This is a genomic window from [Enterobacter] lignolyticus SCF1, assembly GCF_000164865.1.
Lineage (GTDB): Bacteria > Pseudomonadota > Gammaproteobacteria > Enterobacterales > Enterobacteriaceae > Enterobacter_B > Enterobacter_B lignolyticus.
The window spans coordinates 1,129,693-1,147,195 of sequence record NC_014618.1 but is presented as its reverse complement, the minus strand read 5'-3'; the positions used below and the strand labels follow the sequence as shown (position 1 = coordinate 1,147,195).

11 protein-coding genes and 1 pseudogene are annotated in these 17,503 nt (G+C 44.4%); 5 read left to right on the top strand and 7 right to left on the bottom strand.

Translation table 11 applies throughout. From position 1 onward, the window contains the following. Positions 1-42: 42 nt before the first annotated feature. Positions 43-375, top strand: a pseudogene (locus ENTCL_RS22680) (tyrosine-type recombinase/integrase); the annotation flags it as partial. Positions 376-553: 178 nt separating this feature from the next. Here ENTCL_RS22680 and ENTCL_RS05455 read toward each other — a convergent pair. From ENTCL_RS05455 to ENTCL_RS05430, 6 genes are all read right to left on the bottom strand, one after another. Continuing rightward, positions 554-3,340, bottom strand: a complete 2,787-nt coding sequence (locus tag ENTCL_RS05455) for a hypothetical protein (protein WP_013365113.1) — start codon at positions 3,338-3,340, stop codon at positions 554-556. 5 nt (positions 3,341-3,345) lie between these two features. Then, positions 3,346-3,666, bottom strand: coding sequence for a GapS6a family protein (gene gapS6a, locus ENTCL_RS05450; RefSeq protein WP_013365112.1), 321 nt, complete (start codon positions 3,664-3,666; stop codon positions 3,346-3,348). Between the two features lie 386 nt (positions 3,667-4,052). Then, on the bottom strand, positions 4,053-4,535 hold the full coding sequence (locus tag ENTCL_RS05445) for a hypothetical protein (protein WP_013365111.1): 483 nt from the start codon (positions 4,533-4,535) through the stop codon (positions 4,053-4,055). Between the two features lie 14 nt (positions 4,536-4,549). Then, a complete protein-coding gene (locus ENTCL_RS05440) occupies positions 4,550-5,005 on the bottom strand; it encodes a hypothetical protein (protein ID WP_013365110.1) in 456 nt (151 codons plus the stop codon). A gap of 15 nt (positions 5,006-5,020) precedes the next feature. After that, complete coding sequence (locus tag ENTCL_RS05435) at positions 5,021-5,791, bottom strand: hypothetical protein (RefSeq protein ID WP_013365109.1); 771 nt, start codon at positions 5,789-5,791, stop codon at positions 5,021-5,023. A gap of 940 nt (positions 5,792-6,731) precedes the next feature. Next, positions 6,732-7,073, bottom strand: a complete 342-nt coding sequence (locus ENTCL_RS05430; protein ID WP_013365108.1) for a hypothetical protein — start codon at positions 7,071-7,073, stop codon at positions 6,732-6,734. Between the two features lie 490 nt (positions 7,074-7,563). Here ENTCL_RS05430 and ENTCL_RS05420 point away from each other — a divergent pair. From ENTCL_RS05420 to ENTCL_RS05405, 4 genes are all read left to right on the top strand, one after another. Continuing rightward, positions 7,564-8,672 (top strand): IS3 family transposase gene (locus tag ENTCL_RS05420; RefSeq protein ID WP_157865528.1). Its coding sequence is split into 2 segments (ribosomal slippage): positions 7,564-7,825 and positions 7,825-8,672, totalling 1,110 coding nucleotides; the frame shifts between segments, so codons are not numbered across the junction. A gap of 874 nt (positions 8,673-9,546) precedes the next feature. Next, positions 9,547-12,312 (top strand): class I SAM-dependent DNA methyltransferase, encoded by a 2,766-nt coding sequence (locus ENTCL_RS05415; protein ID WP_013365105.1) that lies wholly within the window; start codon positions 9,547-9,549, stop codon positions 12,310-12,312. Further along, on the top strand, positions 12,312-14,357 hold the full coding sequence (locus tag ENTCL_RS05410; RefSeq protein WP_013365104.1) for a DEAD/DEAH box helicase: 2,046 nt from the start codon (positions 12,312-12,314) through the stop codon (positions 14,355-14,357). The genes ENTCL_RS05415 and ENTCL_RS05410 overlap by 1 nt, the downstream gene beginning before the upstream one ends. Further along, entirely contained in the window at positions 14,350-15,528 is a 1,179-nt protein-coding gene (locus ENTCL_RS05405; RefSeq protein ID WP_013365103.1) for a GIY-YIG nuclease family protein, read from the top strand. The genes ENTCL_RS05410 and ENTCL_RS05405 overlap by 8 nt, the downstream gene beginning before the upstream one ends. A gap of 333 nt (positions 15,529-15,861) precedes the next feature. Here ENTCL_RS05405 and ENTCL_RS05400 read toward each other — a convergent pair whose 3' ends face one another. Next, entirely contained in the window at positions 15,862-16,947 is a 1,086-nt protein-coding gene (locus tag ENTCL_RS05400; protein WP_013365102.1) for a Shedu anti-phage system protein SduA domain-containing protein, read from the bottom strand. Positions 16,948-17,503: the final 556 nt, after the last annotated feature.

The following is a 17,503-nucleotide window of genomic DNA, read 5'->3' as shown; positions in this document are numbered from 1 at the left end:
CGATGTAAGTAATGCCTTGCGAACTTCATTTTTCACTCATAAGGGACAAGAGAAGCTGTTGCTGCATTAATAAAGCTTGGCAATTTGCATAGTAAAGACTTCTTGTTTCGGTCTCGAGTCGGAACTAACCGGCACATATCAACCCGGCAATGCAACCGAATTCTTCATGGGGGGGTAGAAAAGCCTAGTCTCGAAGATTCGCTTTACAGCACACATTCCATAAGAAGAACAAAACCTTACCTAATCTACAAGAAAACCAAGAATCTCCGGGTGATCCAACTTCTGTTGGGCCATAAGAAACAGGAAAGCACAGTCCGTTATCTGGGCATTGAAGTCGATGATGCGTTAGAGACCTCTGAGTCGATTGAAGTCTAAGGTTATCAGGGCTGCAACAGCAGCCCTGTGCCAGAAGCGGACGGTCAAGTGTAACTCGCTTTTACACCGAAACGAATCGGAATTGGCAACAGTGTAACCAGTTACTTCGAATCCTTGTGAGCGAAAATTTATTCTCAGCTAAAGTATTTCTCCGAAGTTACAAGCGCTACACTAAAAATCAACAATCGTTGTTTTTACTATGTTGTTCTATTATCGACTCTGCTTCCGCTTGATATCCATCAGCTAACTCTCGAAGAGTTCTACCAAATCGATGAAAGCCTAGCAGTTCTATTTCATCAGACTTAGTGCGATATTTTTGGGCTAATTCCAATTCCGGTTTGCCTTCTGGGTCAACGAAGTGGACACCACGCGAATTTCTTATCGCGATCTTATAACCAGTACGCACCTTTTCAAGTTCACGCCTATTCAAAAATTCAGCAAGTTCAGGAAGTATCCAATTTTCGTCATTTGCAGGACTAAAAATTAATACGTTTCCAATTATTTGATAAGCAATTTCTAAATGCCCTGACTCTTCACATTCTGTTTGAACTAAATTAAACCAGTTATTAAACGCATTGACATCAAATTTACCCTCTGCATCTATACCCGGAATCTTACTCCACTCATCAAGTAGATAGCGTGAGTTTTTGGCAATATTTTTTTCGCTTTCAGATAGTTCGTTCTTTTCTTTTTGAAATTTTGACCGATACGCGTATCGAATGATCTCACAAAAAAAACCTGGTTCATTTGCAAGTTTTTTCTCTAAAACTTGAGGCTGTAACGAATCATTAGCGCCCCTATTAATTATAGGTAGGTATGCCCATTCAATTTTCACCAAGTCATCATCTGAAACAGTATCATCATTTTGAAGATATTGAACAAGTTCGTTAAATGAGTGAATATCAAACCGCTTAACATCTTCTGTAGTTTTAATAGATTGTAATAGAGCAACTGCAACTTTGCTGCTATCAACTACCTTATCGATATGCAGAATTCGAGATAAACAATCAATTGCTGATACTGGACGGTCTACTTTAATCAAGCAATCTACTGCAAAATAAATTTCTTCCGTTGAATCACAGTGATATGCGTTAGCAATGGTATTTTTCCAATACTCATAAGGGAAATCATCAAATGATGTTTTCAACATATCCCATGTTTCTTTTTTAAACGGTAATAAAAGAAAAAAACCAACTTTTTCTGGAATATTCCAGTTATTAACAGCAGCCAATACCCATGAATTTCCTTCCTTGAAATTCTTGGCCCGTACATAGCCAGAAGCAAGAGAATGTTCCTCTTTAATATCGCTAAGAATAAGTTTTTTTAGTATATCCAAAGGGATCTCTAGATTTTCTGTAACAAGACTGTTGCCAACAATATCAGGCCTTTCAATACCCCGCGAAAATTCTAAGACTCCTTCAATGCCATTAACGGTATATATTTCAGATATTGACTGACCTCGTTTTTTTGCCAATATTTCTTCTTGGGCTCGCCAGTCCCCATTTTCATCAAATAAGTCATAACTTCTTTGACCAAAAAGTCGTTTGCTATAAAGCATAGGATCTTCTGGTTTTAAGGCTGTAGAAACATCTTTAATTTTTTTATTTTGCTCTGGTTGTATTGCCCAATGAGCATCTGAAAATCTTTTGTGTTTGTTATAGACCTTTAAGCATTTTTCCCATAACTCTAATTTTAATTCGTCACTATCTGATTTTTTAGAAAAGTCATATAACAGTTTAATTGCATCATCGAATTTTAACGGTGCTAAACTGTCAATGTTTTCAACTAAATCAACAAGCCTTAATGAAGATTTACTTGCCAATTCGATTGTTAATTGGCTATATATTTCAATCTGAGCCCGGTACTCATCACTAGATGGCTCTTTGTTAAAGCCGTTAGGAATAAAATTCCTAAAAGTTGGTATATGTGTACCAGAGGTTGTTCTCATATCATTGGGTAGCAACTGAACTAAAACACGCCATGCTGTATCGGGATACTCCCTTTCCAAGGCTTTAAAAGCAGCAATACGCCTATCTATATCGGCTGTAGTATGAGGACGCCATGGTAACAATATGTCGATAATCGAATTAAGTGGCCTGTTAGCCCAGTTGCCACCAGGGTCATGGCTATCCAGTTCCCCTAATATTACTAAAGAGCGGGATAAATACTCAGGTGCCCAAGCTAATCCTTCAATAGCCCATAGCAGTCCCGTCATATAATTCCGACCTGAAATCCCACCGACACCTTCCTGTGCAAAAAGTGAATCGAACGGTTTGTCTTGATGAGATACAGCCCTTTCTACTTCGTCGATAAAACAATCAGGAGCGCTTTCTGCAAGCATAATTTGAATATCTTGCGTACTAGCCCATAATTGCCAACTAGAGGCAGAAAACACCTCTTTAACCACACTTGAGGCGCAGTATTGTCCTTTATACTTTGAGCAGTTGGTAAGTAACTCTTGCTTTGTTGCAACTAATGCCAGACCTTCGGATAACCCTCTCCTTATTAATCGACTGTGTGGCAAAACCTTCCCATAAATTGCTGCTGCATAACGCTCTTCAGGTGCCAGTTCAAACTGTGGGTCGATAGTTTTAAAAACGGATGTAGCAACCGCCTGAAATAAATCTAAATGATTATCGAATAATCTTGATGATACCGTTTGGAATGCTTGTGTTCTATCTTTAAAACTCCAAGAGCCTCGCTCATGAATCAAGGGACTATCTTGCATTCCTTCAATTATTCTTAATTTTTTGATCCAACTTTCATACGATTCATCAATAAGTCTTGTAATTACCTCAATATCACCATCATTTTTTTCATCCCAGCAACCAACTAAAACAGCAACTGCTAACTCAGTCGCCAAATCAACATTGTCAATATTATATATAGTTAAGTCACCAGCAACATTATGGCCTGTTCCAGTATGATTTTGACTAACTGAACTACCGCTATAAGAGTTATCCATAGACACTACCTCGTAATTTTATTTCCACCAACATTATCACCAGTACCATAATGGTTTTGCATAATAACAGTAGTATTGTTAGGTTTTATAGACGAGAGTATTTGTTGAATTTCACCACTATCCAATAGTTTTCTTTCAATTGCTTTTTCGCTCATTTCATCGTTTAAAGACAGTTTTTCAATTTCTTCCGCCAAAGCGGGAGCTACGGCCTCATCAATAACCCAACCTTTTAACTTTTCTTTTATTGAAGTTGCAGTAATCGAAACTTGGTGTTTGAGCATGTCATAAACAAAGCCAGAAAGTATTGCAGAAGATAAAAACTCCATGAAATTTTTCCCTTAATGTTAGGAAGTTACTAATAAGATACATTTTAAATCGAAGAAAGCTATTTTTCCACGTATATTTATTGTCTAATAACAAGATAGTTCGACTGTCTGCTGTTAGCTCCATGCAGACCTTATGATGTTGGCTTCAGTCCGCTCCGTGCCAGGAGCAGACGTTCAGGTGCTGATTTTTTGGCATGTTTGCGCGCTCTTAGAACTTGTAGGTTTTTCTGTCCATTGCTGGCGTTTCGCTAACTGCAGCTGAGCGGTCATCTGAATAACTGCTGGCATAATCCGGAATCAATGCGCCGATGCGGTCGCTGAACTGCTGGAAAACACCCCCGTTAACATTTACGCACTATCTGGATACAAAGTTTACTCTGTCCAGCTCACTTCTTAACGAGTCCGTCGGCTAACTGCTTTACATAACAGTAAAGTTGATCCCCACTATCAGTCGCGTTATCGATGCAAAAATCTTCCTCTTTAAAGGTAAGAAACTCGTCTTTTTTTACATCTCTCAGCAGGGTAGCTATCGAACCATATTTATCTTCAATTAACACCCTGTTATTGTAATCGGCAAACTGGTTCCTCGTCAGGTCGATATAATAATCATCATACTTAACCACTACGTGAGTCTTTATATATTTATTAATTTCATGTGAACATGAAAATCGTATAATCCACGCTGGGTAGCCATGTTCAGTTAGATATCTCGCCAGGAAGTTACTTGCCAGGTCGCAACTCCCGCTAGGGAAGCCATTCAGTTCTTGATGCCATCTCGGCATAAAGAAACACGCATGGGAATGTGTATCCGAAGCCATTACCAGAGCATTCCGGAAGGCATGAATGATTGTTTTAATTTCTCGTTCCATTTTCACCTGCAAGCTCAATTTAAATAGTCATCATAACGTTTTAACGGAGGTATATCTAAAGACAGTATTCTTCCACGGTTAACAATATAAGTGTCCGGATAAAAATCAGCCAGCACTGTGAAATCATATTGTTTACAGAATGCCAGAAGATGTGGATTTTTTACATCCTCAATAACCACATCGCTCCACGGATTAGATTCACAGCATAGTTTCAGAAATGATTTAAACCAGCCCCTATGCTGTATCTCTTCAGGAAGCTGAACATTGTGAATGGTCAGGCAGTCGCCGTCGTACAGGTTTGAACTCTGCCGCAGCACGACGATAATGCCATGCTCTTCAATCTGTACCCCAGCACGGTGCTCCTTCATATCGCAGTTGTAATGCTTTGCTCTGTTGAGCCAGGCAAGAAGCTGCAGCTCCGTGGAAGGGGATTCAGCGGCTAGCCATTTCATATAACTTACTCTGTCCATCCTGCCCTCAATAAGTCAAAGTGGTGTTCGTGAGGCTCCCGGAGGAAGCGGAACTTCGTAACTGCCATGCGCGATTTCATATCGCCGGATGAATGCGGAAACCTGCCTGTCGAGTTGTTCAAACAGCGTGATTAGGTCAGTGATCAGGGCCGCCACGAACCCATCATCAATTATGATTCTGTTCCGGATCAACCTGATGTTTTTTTTAATTTTGCAGTATCCGTCAATATGCGAAAGCCGGTCAGCGCGGTGATTTTCTATTTCACCTTCGGAGTGAACTAAAACGTGCCGTATTTGCTCCACTTTAAGCATATCTTCCCACAGTTCCCACAAGGTGCTCCCCTGATTGATATTAAAACTGGCTTCACGCCGAAGAAACTGGCGGTAACGCTTTATGCTTATTTCCTTTAAGTATTTGTCACTCACATCCAGCGGAAGCAGTTTGTTTATCTCCGTGCACAAAGTCTTTATCTGGTGTTCAAAAAAATTATAAAGCGCGATAACCATAGACTTTCGATGCATCGCTGGGTAAATGTCACCAAACTCCTGAAATTCCCGACTGTAACTGCTGATAATATCCTCATGATGAATTTCATCATTATTTTTCAAATGTTGAGAAACTTCATCAGAAATCATTCTGTCACTTTGTTTTATATTGCTTTCTGCATATTGATTATATGCTGAGTAATCAAAAAGATCTGACTTAGTGAAATGACAGATATGGCAGAGTGTTGTGCCAAAAAAATCTATAATATTGGGGTAACAAAATTCACTATCTGGTTCCATACGCATCCTTCATCGCATGTGACAGTTTTGACAGAGCCGGGAGCACTGCCGGAGCCTGTCTAATCATAATTCGCACCCGAACTGGACGTACAGCGCTTTGTGTCCAGGTAGCGGGAAAATGAAGAAAGGACAGTCTGCCAGAAGTTCTGCGACCGCACCGGCGCACCGGGCGCAGAGTATGCCAGCAGATTTCAGACTGGCCGCGCAGCTGCGATGGCGCATCTGTCAGCAGGACGAAAAGTACTGAATGGTAGCGGCCAAACGGTGGTTTGAAAATGACCGGGCGACACGGTATTACGGGACTTTTACAGTACTGATAATGAGGAAATGTATATGTATCAGCTTATAAAACTATATGGCGGGCAGATGGCCCCAAATCCATCCGAATACCGGATTTTGTTTCAGGGCAAGTATCTCGCCGCCATATGGATTTACGCTTAGAGCAACAACGCTACAAGCCATTGATAAATAATAGTTATTTTACAAACCTCACACTCTGAAATGCCGGGTGCGAGGTTTGGCCAAGATGGCCGATATTCGGGTGTTTTGCTCTGATATCGACGAAATAAGACAGGCGTGGCGGGGTTTTTTCTGCGATTCCTGGGAAAAAAATGAATAAAAACAGTGAAAGTACTGAATGGTAGCGGCCAAACGGTACATAAAATGTCCGGGCGACACGGTATTACGGGACTTTTACAGTACTGGTTATGTGTAAAGATGCCAGCTGCGGGCCGTGTTCACCGGCGCATCGAGCGTAAAGTATGCCAGCAGATTTCAGGCTGGCCGCGCAGCTGCAGCTTGCGGAATGCCAGCACTGGACAGAATCACTGCACCGTCCAGGCCGGTGCGGCTGAGGACCTGCCTGCAGCGGTATGAACTGGCGCCCCTTCATGCCGTGGCCGGAGAGACCTAGATGTCGCTTGTGTGCCAACAGCGGACGTTAAGTGTTAGTTGACGGATCGTACTCCCACTGTGATTCGTCCCTGTAAATCGTACCATCATCATCCATTACCTGGGCATTGAGGTGTCTTGCAATCCTCAACATCTTTCTGTACAGGTATGTATCTGGCCATTTGGTATAAATATTTCCTGCGCTCCAGTCAAGCCATGAGTCTTCGTACGACGAGGGACCTGACCACAAGACGTGGTAATCGCCGTTTATAATATATTTGCTTAATTCATTATCGTTATTAATGTAGTTAAGCCATTCATCAGCAGTTATCTGCGCATCATCATTATCTGCCCAAAATTTAGCTCTCGTTATGTGAAATTCAACACCCATGGCATCTCCTAAACGCTGTAATAGTCTTCGCAAACTAGCATAGTGGTTTATTAATCAACGGGGAGCAGGTCATGGTTTATTGCTGAAGGCCATTCTTTTGATTGCCAAAACATCAACATTAGCGATACCAGCCTTGAACTGATATCGGCAGTACCCGACCTCAATAAGGAGTCGATGAGCTCTGTTGTTTCCATCGGTTATAAACCTCCTTGCACAGGTTGAAGACCTCTAGGCCTCCTTCCATGATGTTAATAATAAAGTCCTGCACAGGACGAGCATCAATATTCTCGCTTTGCGCGATAATTTTTTCGTCCTGATACTGCCTTGCATTTACTAGCTTTGCGTCATCCAGTAACGGAAAATTAGCTATGTGAACAGCGGGATGAAATAGCAGGCAGCTTTGTACGAAAATGACCCTGACCCGAAATCCTGTGCCATTCAGAAACAGAATTCCGGCATGATCTACACTCCCTGAACGGAGGTGGTGCCGATGAAAAAATCACGATTCACCGAAGAGCAGATTGTTTTTGCCCTGAAACAGGCTGAACTGGGGACGTCCGTGCCGGACGTCTGTCGCAAACTGGGTATTTCCGATGCCACGTTTTATACGTGGCGCAAGAAATACGGTGGCATTTCGCCCTCTGAGCTGAAGCACATGCGCCAGCTTGAGGAAGAGAACCTCAGGCTGAAGAAGCTGGTTGCCGATCTGAGCCTCGACAAGGCCATGCTGCAGGATGTTCTGGCAAAAAAGAACTGACGCTGGCACGCCTGCGCGAATGGGTCCGGGACCTGCAGGCACGCTACGGGGCCAGCGAGCGGCAGGTCTGCTTTGCGCTACGGATCAGCCGCAGCTCTTTCCGCTACCGTTCTGTGGCGGCAGACGACAGCGCGCTCCGCCTTCGTATCAGGGAGATCACCGAAACCCGGGTCCACTATGGCTACCGCAGGGTTCACGTTATGCTCAGGCGGGAGGGCTGGCGCGATAATCATAAACGCATTTACCGGCTCTACCGCGAGCAGGGGCTGTCCCTGCGTCTCAAGCGTCCGCGTCGGAATAAATCGGCCCAGCGGCGACAGCCCCAGCCTCAGGGGCTGTATCCGAATCATGTCTGGGGCATGGATTTTGTTTCTGACGCCCTGTTTGACGGGCGTCGGTTACGCCTGCTGACGGTCATTGACCTCTACACGCGCGAAAGTCTGGGGATCTGCGTGGGCCAGAATCTGCGCTCAACGGAGGTTGCCGAAATGCTGAACAGTATTGCGCTCAAACGCCCCTTGCCGCAGTTACTGAAAACCGATAACGGCTCTGAATTTGCAGGGAAAATGCTGGACAAATGGGTGTATGAACGAGGGATCCGAATAGACTTCTCACGGCCGGGAACACCGACGGACAATGCCACGGTGGAGTCGTTCAACGGCAGGCTGCGACAGGAATGTCTGAACGAGAACTGGTTCATGTCCCTGGAGGACGCACGGTGCAAAATCGAGGCCTGGCGCATACACTATAATCAGAGGCGTCCCCATTCTGCGCTGGGATGGATGACCCCGTCCGAATTTGCAGAAAAATCTGTCGGTTGCCAGAATATGCAGCCAACATGAAGCCGGTTATTCCTGATTATGACTGGAGCATATTCGGGGTCAGGATCAGAAGCCGGTTATTCCTGATTATGACTGGAGCATATTCGGGGTCAGGATCAACCAACTGACATTACTAACTGAAGGTTGTATCTAATCCTGGGGGCAGGTCACAGGGGGACTGGCTGATGAAGTACTAATTTCGATTGAACAATATCTGGTCTGACAATCAGTTGTCAGACCCTGTTGTGCTATCAATCGTTATATTAAAGAAATCAGGTATTAATACTGCGTATTAATAGCCATTATAAACCCCTCCCCCGTGAGGTCCCTCCCCTTACGGGTTCACCATAATATATATCTTATTATTTCAGTTCGTGAGTGCTGTAGCTCAGTGCCTGACTGCTGCTAGCTCTAAGTTCAGCCGATGGATGGTGACAACTTGGTTAGATATCCACACTGTGGTTAGAACAAGGAATGCTCCTGAGTTGTATGTTCAAGACTTGTATCATTGTTTCTTTAGTTCGCCAGAGTGCAAGTCAGTCACATTCGATACCAATGAAATATTCTGGTACAACTTTTAGATATTCTAAGAACACAAAAAAAATAGAGGAAGTAACTTCTAAGATACTACCTCATATATCATGAGATTTGCTTTCCTATGATGTCATGGCAGTTTGTACTTTTTTTGAAGTTTTATCTAATCGACAATACTCGCTCTAAACAGGTCACAGTGCTTCGCGAAGCATTGAGTAGAGGGCCGAATCCGCTACAGAGCCGGATTCAATTCTGTTAAACTTCTTGCCAAAAATTTCCAAGAAAACGCAGGACAAGACATGAGTTCAATGCAGAATGAGAGTAGCCAAGCGGCTATGCCACTATGGAGAAGTGTACGTCAATGAACGCCATAGAAATTGAACAAGCCATTACTGACCTTGCTGAGCAGCCTTTTGATTTTATTGAGTTTCCGTACCAATTTCTTGAAGCTTTTGGCAATAAGTCGACGACCATTAAGCGCCTAAGAGCGGGAACTTCGAACAAGTCTGACCTCGGTGGAGTACTTCAGACAAACAACATTCATCTCCTAACCTGCGAAACAGGTAAGGTAACGCAGGCGCTAGCAGCTCTCAAAGCTAGTCCGGTAACAGCCAAGGCCAAAGCAAAATTCGTCCTTGCTACTGACGGTTTTTACTTAGAAGCTGAAGACCTGACAAGCGGCGAGACTGTGGCCTGTGCCTTCAAAGATTTTCCTGATCACTTCGGCTTCTTCCTACCCCTGGCGGGTATTAGCACCGTCCGTCAGATTAGCGAGAATGCCTTTGACATACGTGCAACTAGCCGTCTGAACCGATTATATGTCGAGTTATTGAAAGAAAATCCCATCTGGGGTACAGCTGAGCGTAGCCACGACATGAATAAGTTTATGGCGCGGCTTATCTTCTGTTTTTTTGCTGAAGATACTGACATTTTCGTCGGTAAGGGCCGCTTCACTGAAACTATTGAGCAAATGAGCTTGAGAGATTCGTCGAATACTCACGAAGTCATTGCCATCCTGTTCCGTACCATGAATACCAACCGTAAAGAGAGAGCGGCCGCAGGAATTCCGCGCTGGGCTGACGAGTTTCCTTATGTTAACGGACGCTTGTTCTCGGGAAACGATGATGTGCCACGGTTTAGTAAGATTGCGCGCTCCTACCTCCTACATGTGGGTAGCCTTGACTGGACCAAGATTAATCCGGACATCTTTGGTTCGATGATTCAGGCAATTGCGGAAGACGAAGAGCGAGGTGAGCTGGGAATGCATTACACCAGCGTTCCCAATATTTTGAAAGTGCTTAATCCTCTTTTTCTTGATGATTTACGTACGAAGCTGGAAGAGGCTGACGACAATGCGAGGGCCTTACTTAACTTACGAAAGCGTATTGCTAGAATAAGGATTTTCGATCCAGCCTGCGGTTCGGGCAATTTCTTAGTCATTGCCTACAAAGAAATGCGTGCTATCGAAGCGGAAATCAATCGGCGTCGCGACGAGCCGGATCGAAAGTCGGAGATACCAATCACCAACTTTCGGGGCATAGAGCTGCGTGATTTCCCGGCAGAGATTGCTCGCCTCGCACTAGTCATTGCCGAATATCAGTGCGATGTGCTTTATCGTGGGCAGAGGTTGGCTTTAGCTGAGTTCCTGCCTCTTAGATACGATAATTGGATTACGTGCGATAATGCTCTTCGACTCGATTGGTTAAGTTTGATGGATGTAGGTGGTTCAGGTGTGAAGCTGGTTTCGGATAACCTTCTTCAGTCACCGCTCAATCAAGCCGAGATCGACTTCGAGAACGAAGGCGGCGAAACATATATTTGCGGAAATCCTCCTTATGTAGGTAGTTCAAAGCAGTCGGCGGCTCAAAAAAGCGATATCCAGAAACTTTTTGAGGCTAGTAATATAAAATACAAAAATCTCGACTATATTTCGGGCTGGTTCTGGCTTGCGTCGAAGTTTTGTAAGGACGTCAATGGCGCGGCAGCTTTTGTAACGACTAATTCAATCTGTCAAGGTGAGCAAGTCAACTTACTGTGGCCGACGCTTCTTAATAAGAACATGGAAATATACTTCGCACATACATCTTTTAAGTGGAGTAACTTAGCGAAGAATAAAGCAGGGGTTACGTGCGTAATTGTGGGCATTCGCGCAATAAAGCCTGGCAGTAAATTTATTTACTTTGATAATATCCGGAAAGAGGTGACTCGAATTAATCCTTACCTCTTGGAGTTTGCGGATGTCTTTATCCCTAGACATAGTGAGTCCATTTCGTCTCTACCCAAGATGCTAAAAGGAAATCAACCTACTGATGGAGGTAACTTAATCCTCGCACCTTGGGAGAAGCGTGATCTACTTCGAAGAAATCCAGAGGCGGAAATTTACCTTCGAAAATTATATGGCTCTAAGGAACTCATTGACGGAGTGGACAGATACTGCATCTGGATTGAAGATTACGAACTGAAAGATGCCAGGAGCATAACCGAAATATCTCGCCGTTTGGGGGGGGTCACCCAAGCTCGCCTTCAAAGCCCAGCACAATCTACTCGCAAACGAGCAAATGATGCACACCGCTTTATTCAAATTCAGGATTATGGAAAACGTGCCATGGTTGTTCCAGAAGTATCGTCAGAGAAAAGGGAATATATTCCCTGTGGCATTCTTGATGAAGAAAGCATTGCTACCAATAAATTATTTGCTGTATATGAGCCAGACCTTTACGTATTTGCTCTTTGTTCGTCCAAACTTCATCGGGTTTGGGTAGAAGCAGTATGTGGAAAACTAGAAGAACGAATAAGTTATTCCAATGTGCTTGGCTATAATACATTTCCCGTACCGGAGTTGACAGAAAAGAATAAGGCTGATCTAACCCGTTGTGCAGAGGATATCCTTTTGGCGCGGGAACATCACTTTCCCGCGACTATTGCAGATCTCTACGACCAGGAGAAGATGCCTCCTGACCTGCGTATGGCGCACGAACGTAATGACGAAGTGCTGGAACGCATCTACATCGGCCGGCGTTTCAAGAATAATACTGAGCGGCTGGAAAAGCTGTTTGACCTCTATACCAAAATGACCTCTTCGACTGCATCTGCAAAGAGCAAAAAGCGCATGATGGGAGCTAACTAATGAGCGGCAAGAAAAAACCTGTACCGTCTGTTTCCGTTAAATATGCCCGGCATGGTGCATCTACCAAGGCTAATGTGCTTGGGATGCGGCCTATGCAAGAGCGGGCCTATGAGAAACGCGGAGAACAATACCTCCTCATCAAGTCGCCGCCTGCTTCCGGTAAGAGTCGAGCGCTGATGTTCATCGCGCTCGATAAACTCGAAAACCAAGGGATCAAGCAGGCAATCATCGTCGTGCCAGAGAAATCCATCGGCTCTAGCTTCAACAATGAACTGCTGTCGCACTATGGCTTCTGGGCTGATTGGCAGGTCGAACCTAAATGGAACTTGTGTAACGCACCGGGTAACGACAACGGCGGTAAGGTGAAATCTCTCGGTGCTTTTCTTGAAAGTAGCGACAAGGTACTGGTTTGCACACATGCAACCTTTCGCTTCGCGGTCGATACTTATGGCGTTGAAGCGTTTGACAACCGCCTGATTGCTGTTGATGAATTCCACCATGTTTCAGCCAACCCGGATAACAAGCTCGGTCAGCATCTGGGACAGTTCATCGAGCGGGACAAGACACACATCGTCGCCATGACAGGATCCTACTTTCGAGGTGATGCGGAAGCCGTTTTAGCACCACAGGATGAATCCAAGTTCGATACTGTCACCTATACCTACTACGAACAGCTCAACGGTTACGAGTACCTCAAACAACTCGACATCGGTTACTTCTTCTACAGTGACTCTTACGTCGATGACATCCTCAATGTTCTCGATCCTGCACAGAAGACCATTATCCACATTCCGAACGTCAATTCACGTGAGAGCACGAAGGATAAGATCAAGGAGGTCGAGCACATTCTTGGTGAGCTTGGAGATTGGCAAGGAGCAGACCCTATGACTGGTTTTCAACTAGTCAAATGCCTTGATGGCCGAGTGTTGCGTATCGCTGACTTAGTGGACCCAACAAGCCAAGGCAAGATTCAGGAAAGTCTCCGTGCTGTAGATATGAAGACAGACCGCAATTATGTGGACATCATTATTGCACTCGGTATGGCGAAGGAAGGTTTTGACTGGATCTGGTGTGAACATGCACTGACTGTTGGCTACCGTGCCAGCTTAACTGAGATCGTACAGATCATCGGTCGCGCCACTCGTGATGCGCCGGGTAAAACCAACGCGAGATTTACTAACCTGATCGCCGAGCCGGACGCTGTAGAGGGCGCAGTCACCGAGGCCGTCAATGATACCTTAAAAGCCATTGCGGCAAGCCTGCTGATGGAGCAGGTATTGGCTCCGCGCTTCGAGTTCAAGCCCAAGAATCCAGAAAGCGGCCCGACTACAGGTTTTGACTATGGTGATGGAGGGTATGACCCGGATAGCTGTAATATTGGTGTTAATGAGCAGACAGGGACGTATCAAATTGAGATTAAGGGACTTACCGAGCCCAAAAGCAAAGAGGCTGCACGCATCTGTCAGGAAGATTTAAACGAAGTGATCGCGGCCTTCGTGCAGGACAAGCCAGCCCTCGAACGAGGTCTGTTCGATGAAGAGCTGATTCCCGAAGAATTAACTCAGGTTCGTATGGGTAAGATCATCAAAGAAAAGTATCCTGAACTTGACGCTGAAGATCAGGAGGCTGTCCGTCAGCACGCTATCGCCGCCCTTAACCTCACGCAGCAGGCCAAGCAGCTTGTCACCGGAGAGAACGATGGGACGCTTAATACTGCTCTTATTGACGGAGTGCGTCGCTTTGCGATGGACGTACGCGATTTAGACATAGATCTTATCGACCGCATCAACCCCTTCGGTGAAGCCTATGCCATCCTTGCTAAGGCGATGAGCGAAGATAGTTTGAAGCAGGTCGCGGCGGCCATCTCCGCCAAGCGCACCTCTATTACGCCTGAAGATGCTAAAGTGATCGCCAAGCGTGCCGCTGAATTCAAGCGTGAACGTGAGCGACTTCCATCGTTAACTTCGTCGGATGCCTGGGAAAAACACCTTGCCGAAGGCGCAGCCGCGTTTATGCGTTTCAGGGCGGAGGGGCGTTATGAGTAATTCTGATTTAGACGATTTGGCGGCCGAACTTGCCGAGTTTGCACCACCTGAGAAGAAAAAAGGATACTCAGCCAGCGAGGAGCGTGTCATAGCCAGTTTTGAGGAAATTCAACGCTTCGTTAAGCAACATGGGCGTACTCCGCAACATGGTGAAGATCGCGATATCTTCGAGCGTTTATATGCCGTGCGGCTCGACCGTCTACGTCGCCTCACTAGCTGGCATGCTTTGCTTACGCCGATAGATAAGCAGGGCCTCTTAGCTGGGGAAGGCGTCGTAGCGGAGTTAGCGGACGCAATTATTGACCTCGATGATTTGGCTGCCGAACTGGCGGATGTTACCAGCGAGGAAGACATAACAGTCTTACGTCATGTTCGTACCAGCACCGAAAAGCGTGCTGCAAAAGGGATCGCGGATCGCAAGCCGTGTGAGGACTTTGATACGTTTAAGCCGCTATTTGAGCAAGTGCGCAGCGATCTGAGTTCAGGGTTAAGGGTGACTCGACCATTTGGACAGTATGCAACTATTGAAGTGGGTCATTGGTTCATCCTAGATGGTCAAACAGCTTATGTATCTGAGGAAGGAACAGAGTTCGACTCGCCACAGGGTAAGAAGGATGCTCGGCTGCGTGTCATTTTCTCAAATGGTACGGAAAGTAATCTTCTTCGACTATCACTGGTTCGTGCTTTGTACAAAGACGAAACAGCACGCCGAATTACCGATCCAGACATGGGACCCTTGTTCAGCGATTCTCTAGAAGAGAGCGATCTAGAAAGTGGCACCATTTATGTGTTGCGCTCGTTATCTGAAAATCCTTATGTGGCCGAGCATCGCGATGTCATTCACAAGATTGGTGTGACCGGCGGCAAGGTAGAGACGCGCATAGCCAACGCTGAACACGATTCCACCTATTTATTGGCGAAGGTCGAGGTGGTCGCTTCATACAAGCTCGCAGGTATCAACCGCACGCGGATGGAAAACCTTTTTCACAGGCTGTTCGCACCCGCACGACTTAACATCACCATTCACGACCGTTTCGGCCATCCTGTTCAGCCCGAGGAATGGTTCCTCGTTCCGTTGTTCGTCATCGACGAGGCGGTTAAACGTATCAAGGATGGTAGCATCATTGAGTATATCTATGACCCCATGTGTGCAAAGCTGGTGAAAATATAAGGCCAGAAAGTACCCTGGCCATAAACCTAAGTGTCAGGGAACAGAAAGGCATTATAAGGCTAAAGATGACTCGGTTCGAGTCGTCTTTCATCCTCATAGAAGCCGCTACGGTGCGTCAGTCCAACTATAGGGCAGGATCGTCTACTGGGGTGGGGTCAGTCCAACTATAGGGCAGGATCGTCTACCGGGGCGGGGTCAGTCCACCTTAAGTTTCTTTTCGTCCATAATTTGCCTGTCTCCGTTGTTGGAGTGAACATATCAAAAACAGGCAATTACACAATTTTAATTACAGTCTCCCGGTAGAATATGTATCAAAAAAACAGCCAGTACTATTTATAAGAGTTCTGTTCTATGTATAATATTTGCCTGAAGTGTTCGCGCTTTTGCCAACAAGTCATCAAAAGTAACAACTTCAATCGAATTGCTATTCTTATTAAAACGGCGAAGTTTATCCTCTTGTTCTTTATTGAGGGTGGTACGAACACCAATAACTAACATTCCTGACGGTGAGGAAATTCCTGGAAGTTTTTTCTGTGCATATGAGATATTTTGCTCAATCCATTCTATAAAATCAATAACTTGTCCGAATGCATGAGTAAATGTGTGAGTAAAGTTATTTGACTTGGTAAAAATACAATCGGTAGGTTTTTCTATTTCAACTGCAATATAATCTCCAGTTAATGTTTCCAGTACATAGTCCGTAATAAACTCATTACCCAGTTTATGCTTACTAATAAGTTTACTGGCAAGTGGATTTAGAAAAGCAGGATTTTCGGTGAAGAATTTTTGATATTCCTCCTCTCGGAACTCGGAGGAAATTAGCTCACCCAACTGGTTAATTTTTCTATCTGATACTCTAAGGGTTGAGTTTGAAAATATATTAAAAACCACCTTTTTAAAACTACTAGAAGACTCTAATTCATACATAGAGTAAAATTGAACATGGTGCAGTAGATTTATTAGTCTATAAAAAGAATCCGAATCAGCTCTACAGTCATCTAAGAAAGCCCAGAAAACACTCTTTGCAGCAGTTCTAACATCTTCAATAATTGGTTTAGAAAGTACAGCACTTTCTTCGGTGAGCTCATACATGAATTTTGCATGCTCTCCCTCACTTGCTTGCAAAAGACTAGAAAGTATCGCCATCGAATATATATGTCCAGGAGCAGTAGGAAGAACTTCAGCAATTTTATCTATACCAATTACTCCCTTATAAATTAATGCTCGGCAAGCCAAATAAGGGATTATATGCTTTTCATACGTTCCAGCATCTCGTATCTCCAAATACTGTTGCAGCTTCAAAATTGAAGCTGCACTATCTTCAAGTGCTAACTTCTCAAATGTATTAACTAAACTCTGCATATAAGTTGACATCTCATCGAGCACCTTTTTGGTTCCACACTCAGTTAAGTAGTACATTTCTAACTCTATTACTTGCTAGTTTTTGAACTAGACTTGTTACACTTTAAAAAATTTGATAGGTATAATGTTACAATGAGGGTATCAGACTAGATGATTGCACACAAACTCATACGTAACCGGTTTTTCAAAACAGTTCAGCGTATGAAGCTATCGTTTACGACGCACCATTTCCTTTTCCACTCCTTACCCTCTCGTGTTTTTATAGGTATAGTTGAGATCTGACCAACAGTTTATCTTACTTACAAGCCCAGACTTGAGAACGACGCTTTTACCTCAAAACTTTGCAGATCGCTTCTGTATCCAGAAATCGTAGATTTTTATCAGAAACGTCAATCGATTACAGCCACGGCGGAGAGATCCAAGCAGCCTCCCTTTAATATCGTATTTGTAACCCTCCGTGCGAAAAAATAAAAGTGTTTAAAGTTGACACTATTCAAAATAGTTGCTTTAAAAAAAATGAACATTCCGGTATCCTAACTAGGTTCACATCCTATTCAAGATATACATAAACTTCAATATTATCATCGACATAGGGATTTTTACGGGATAAATG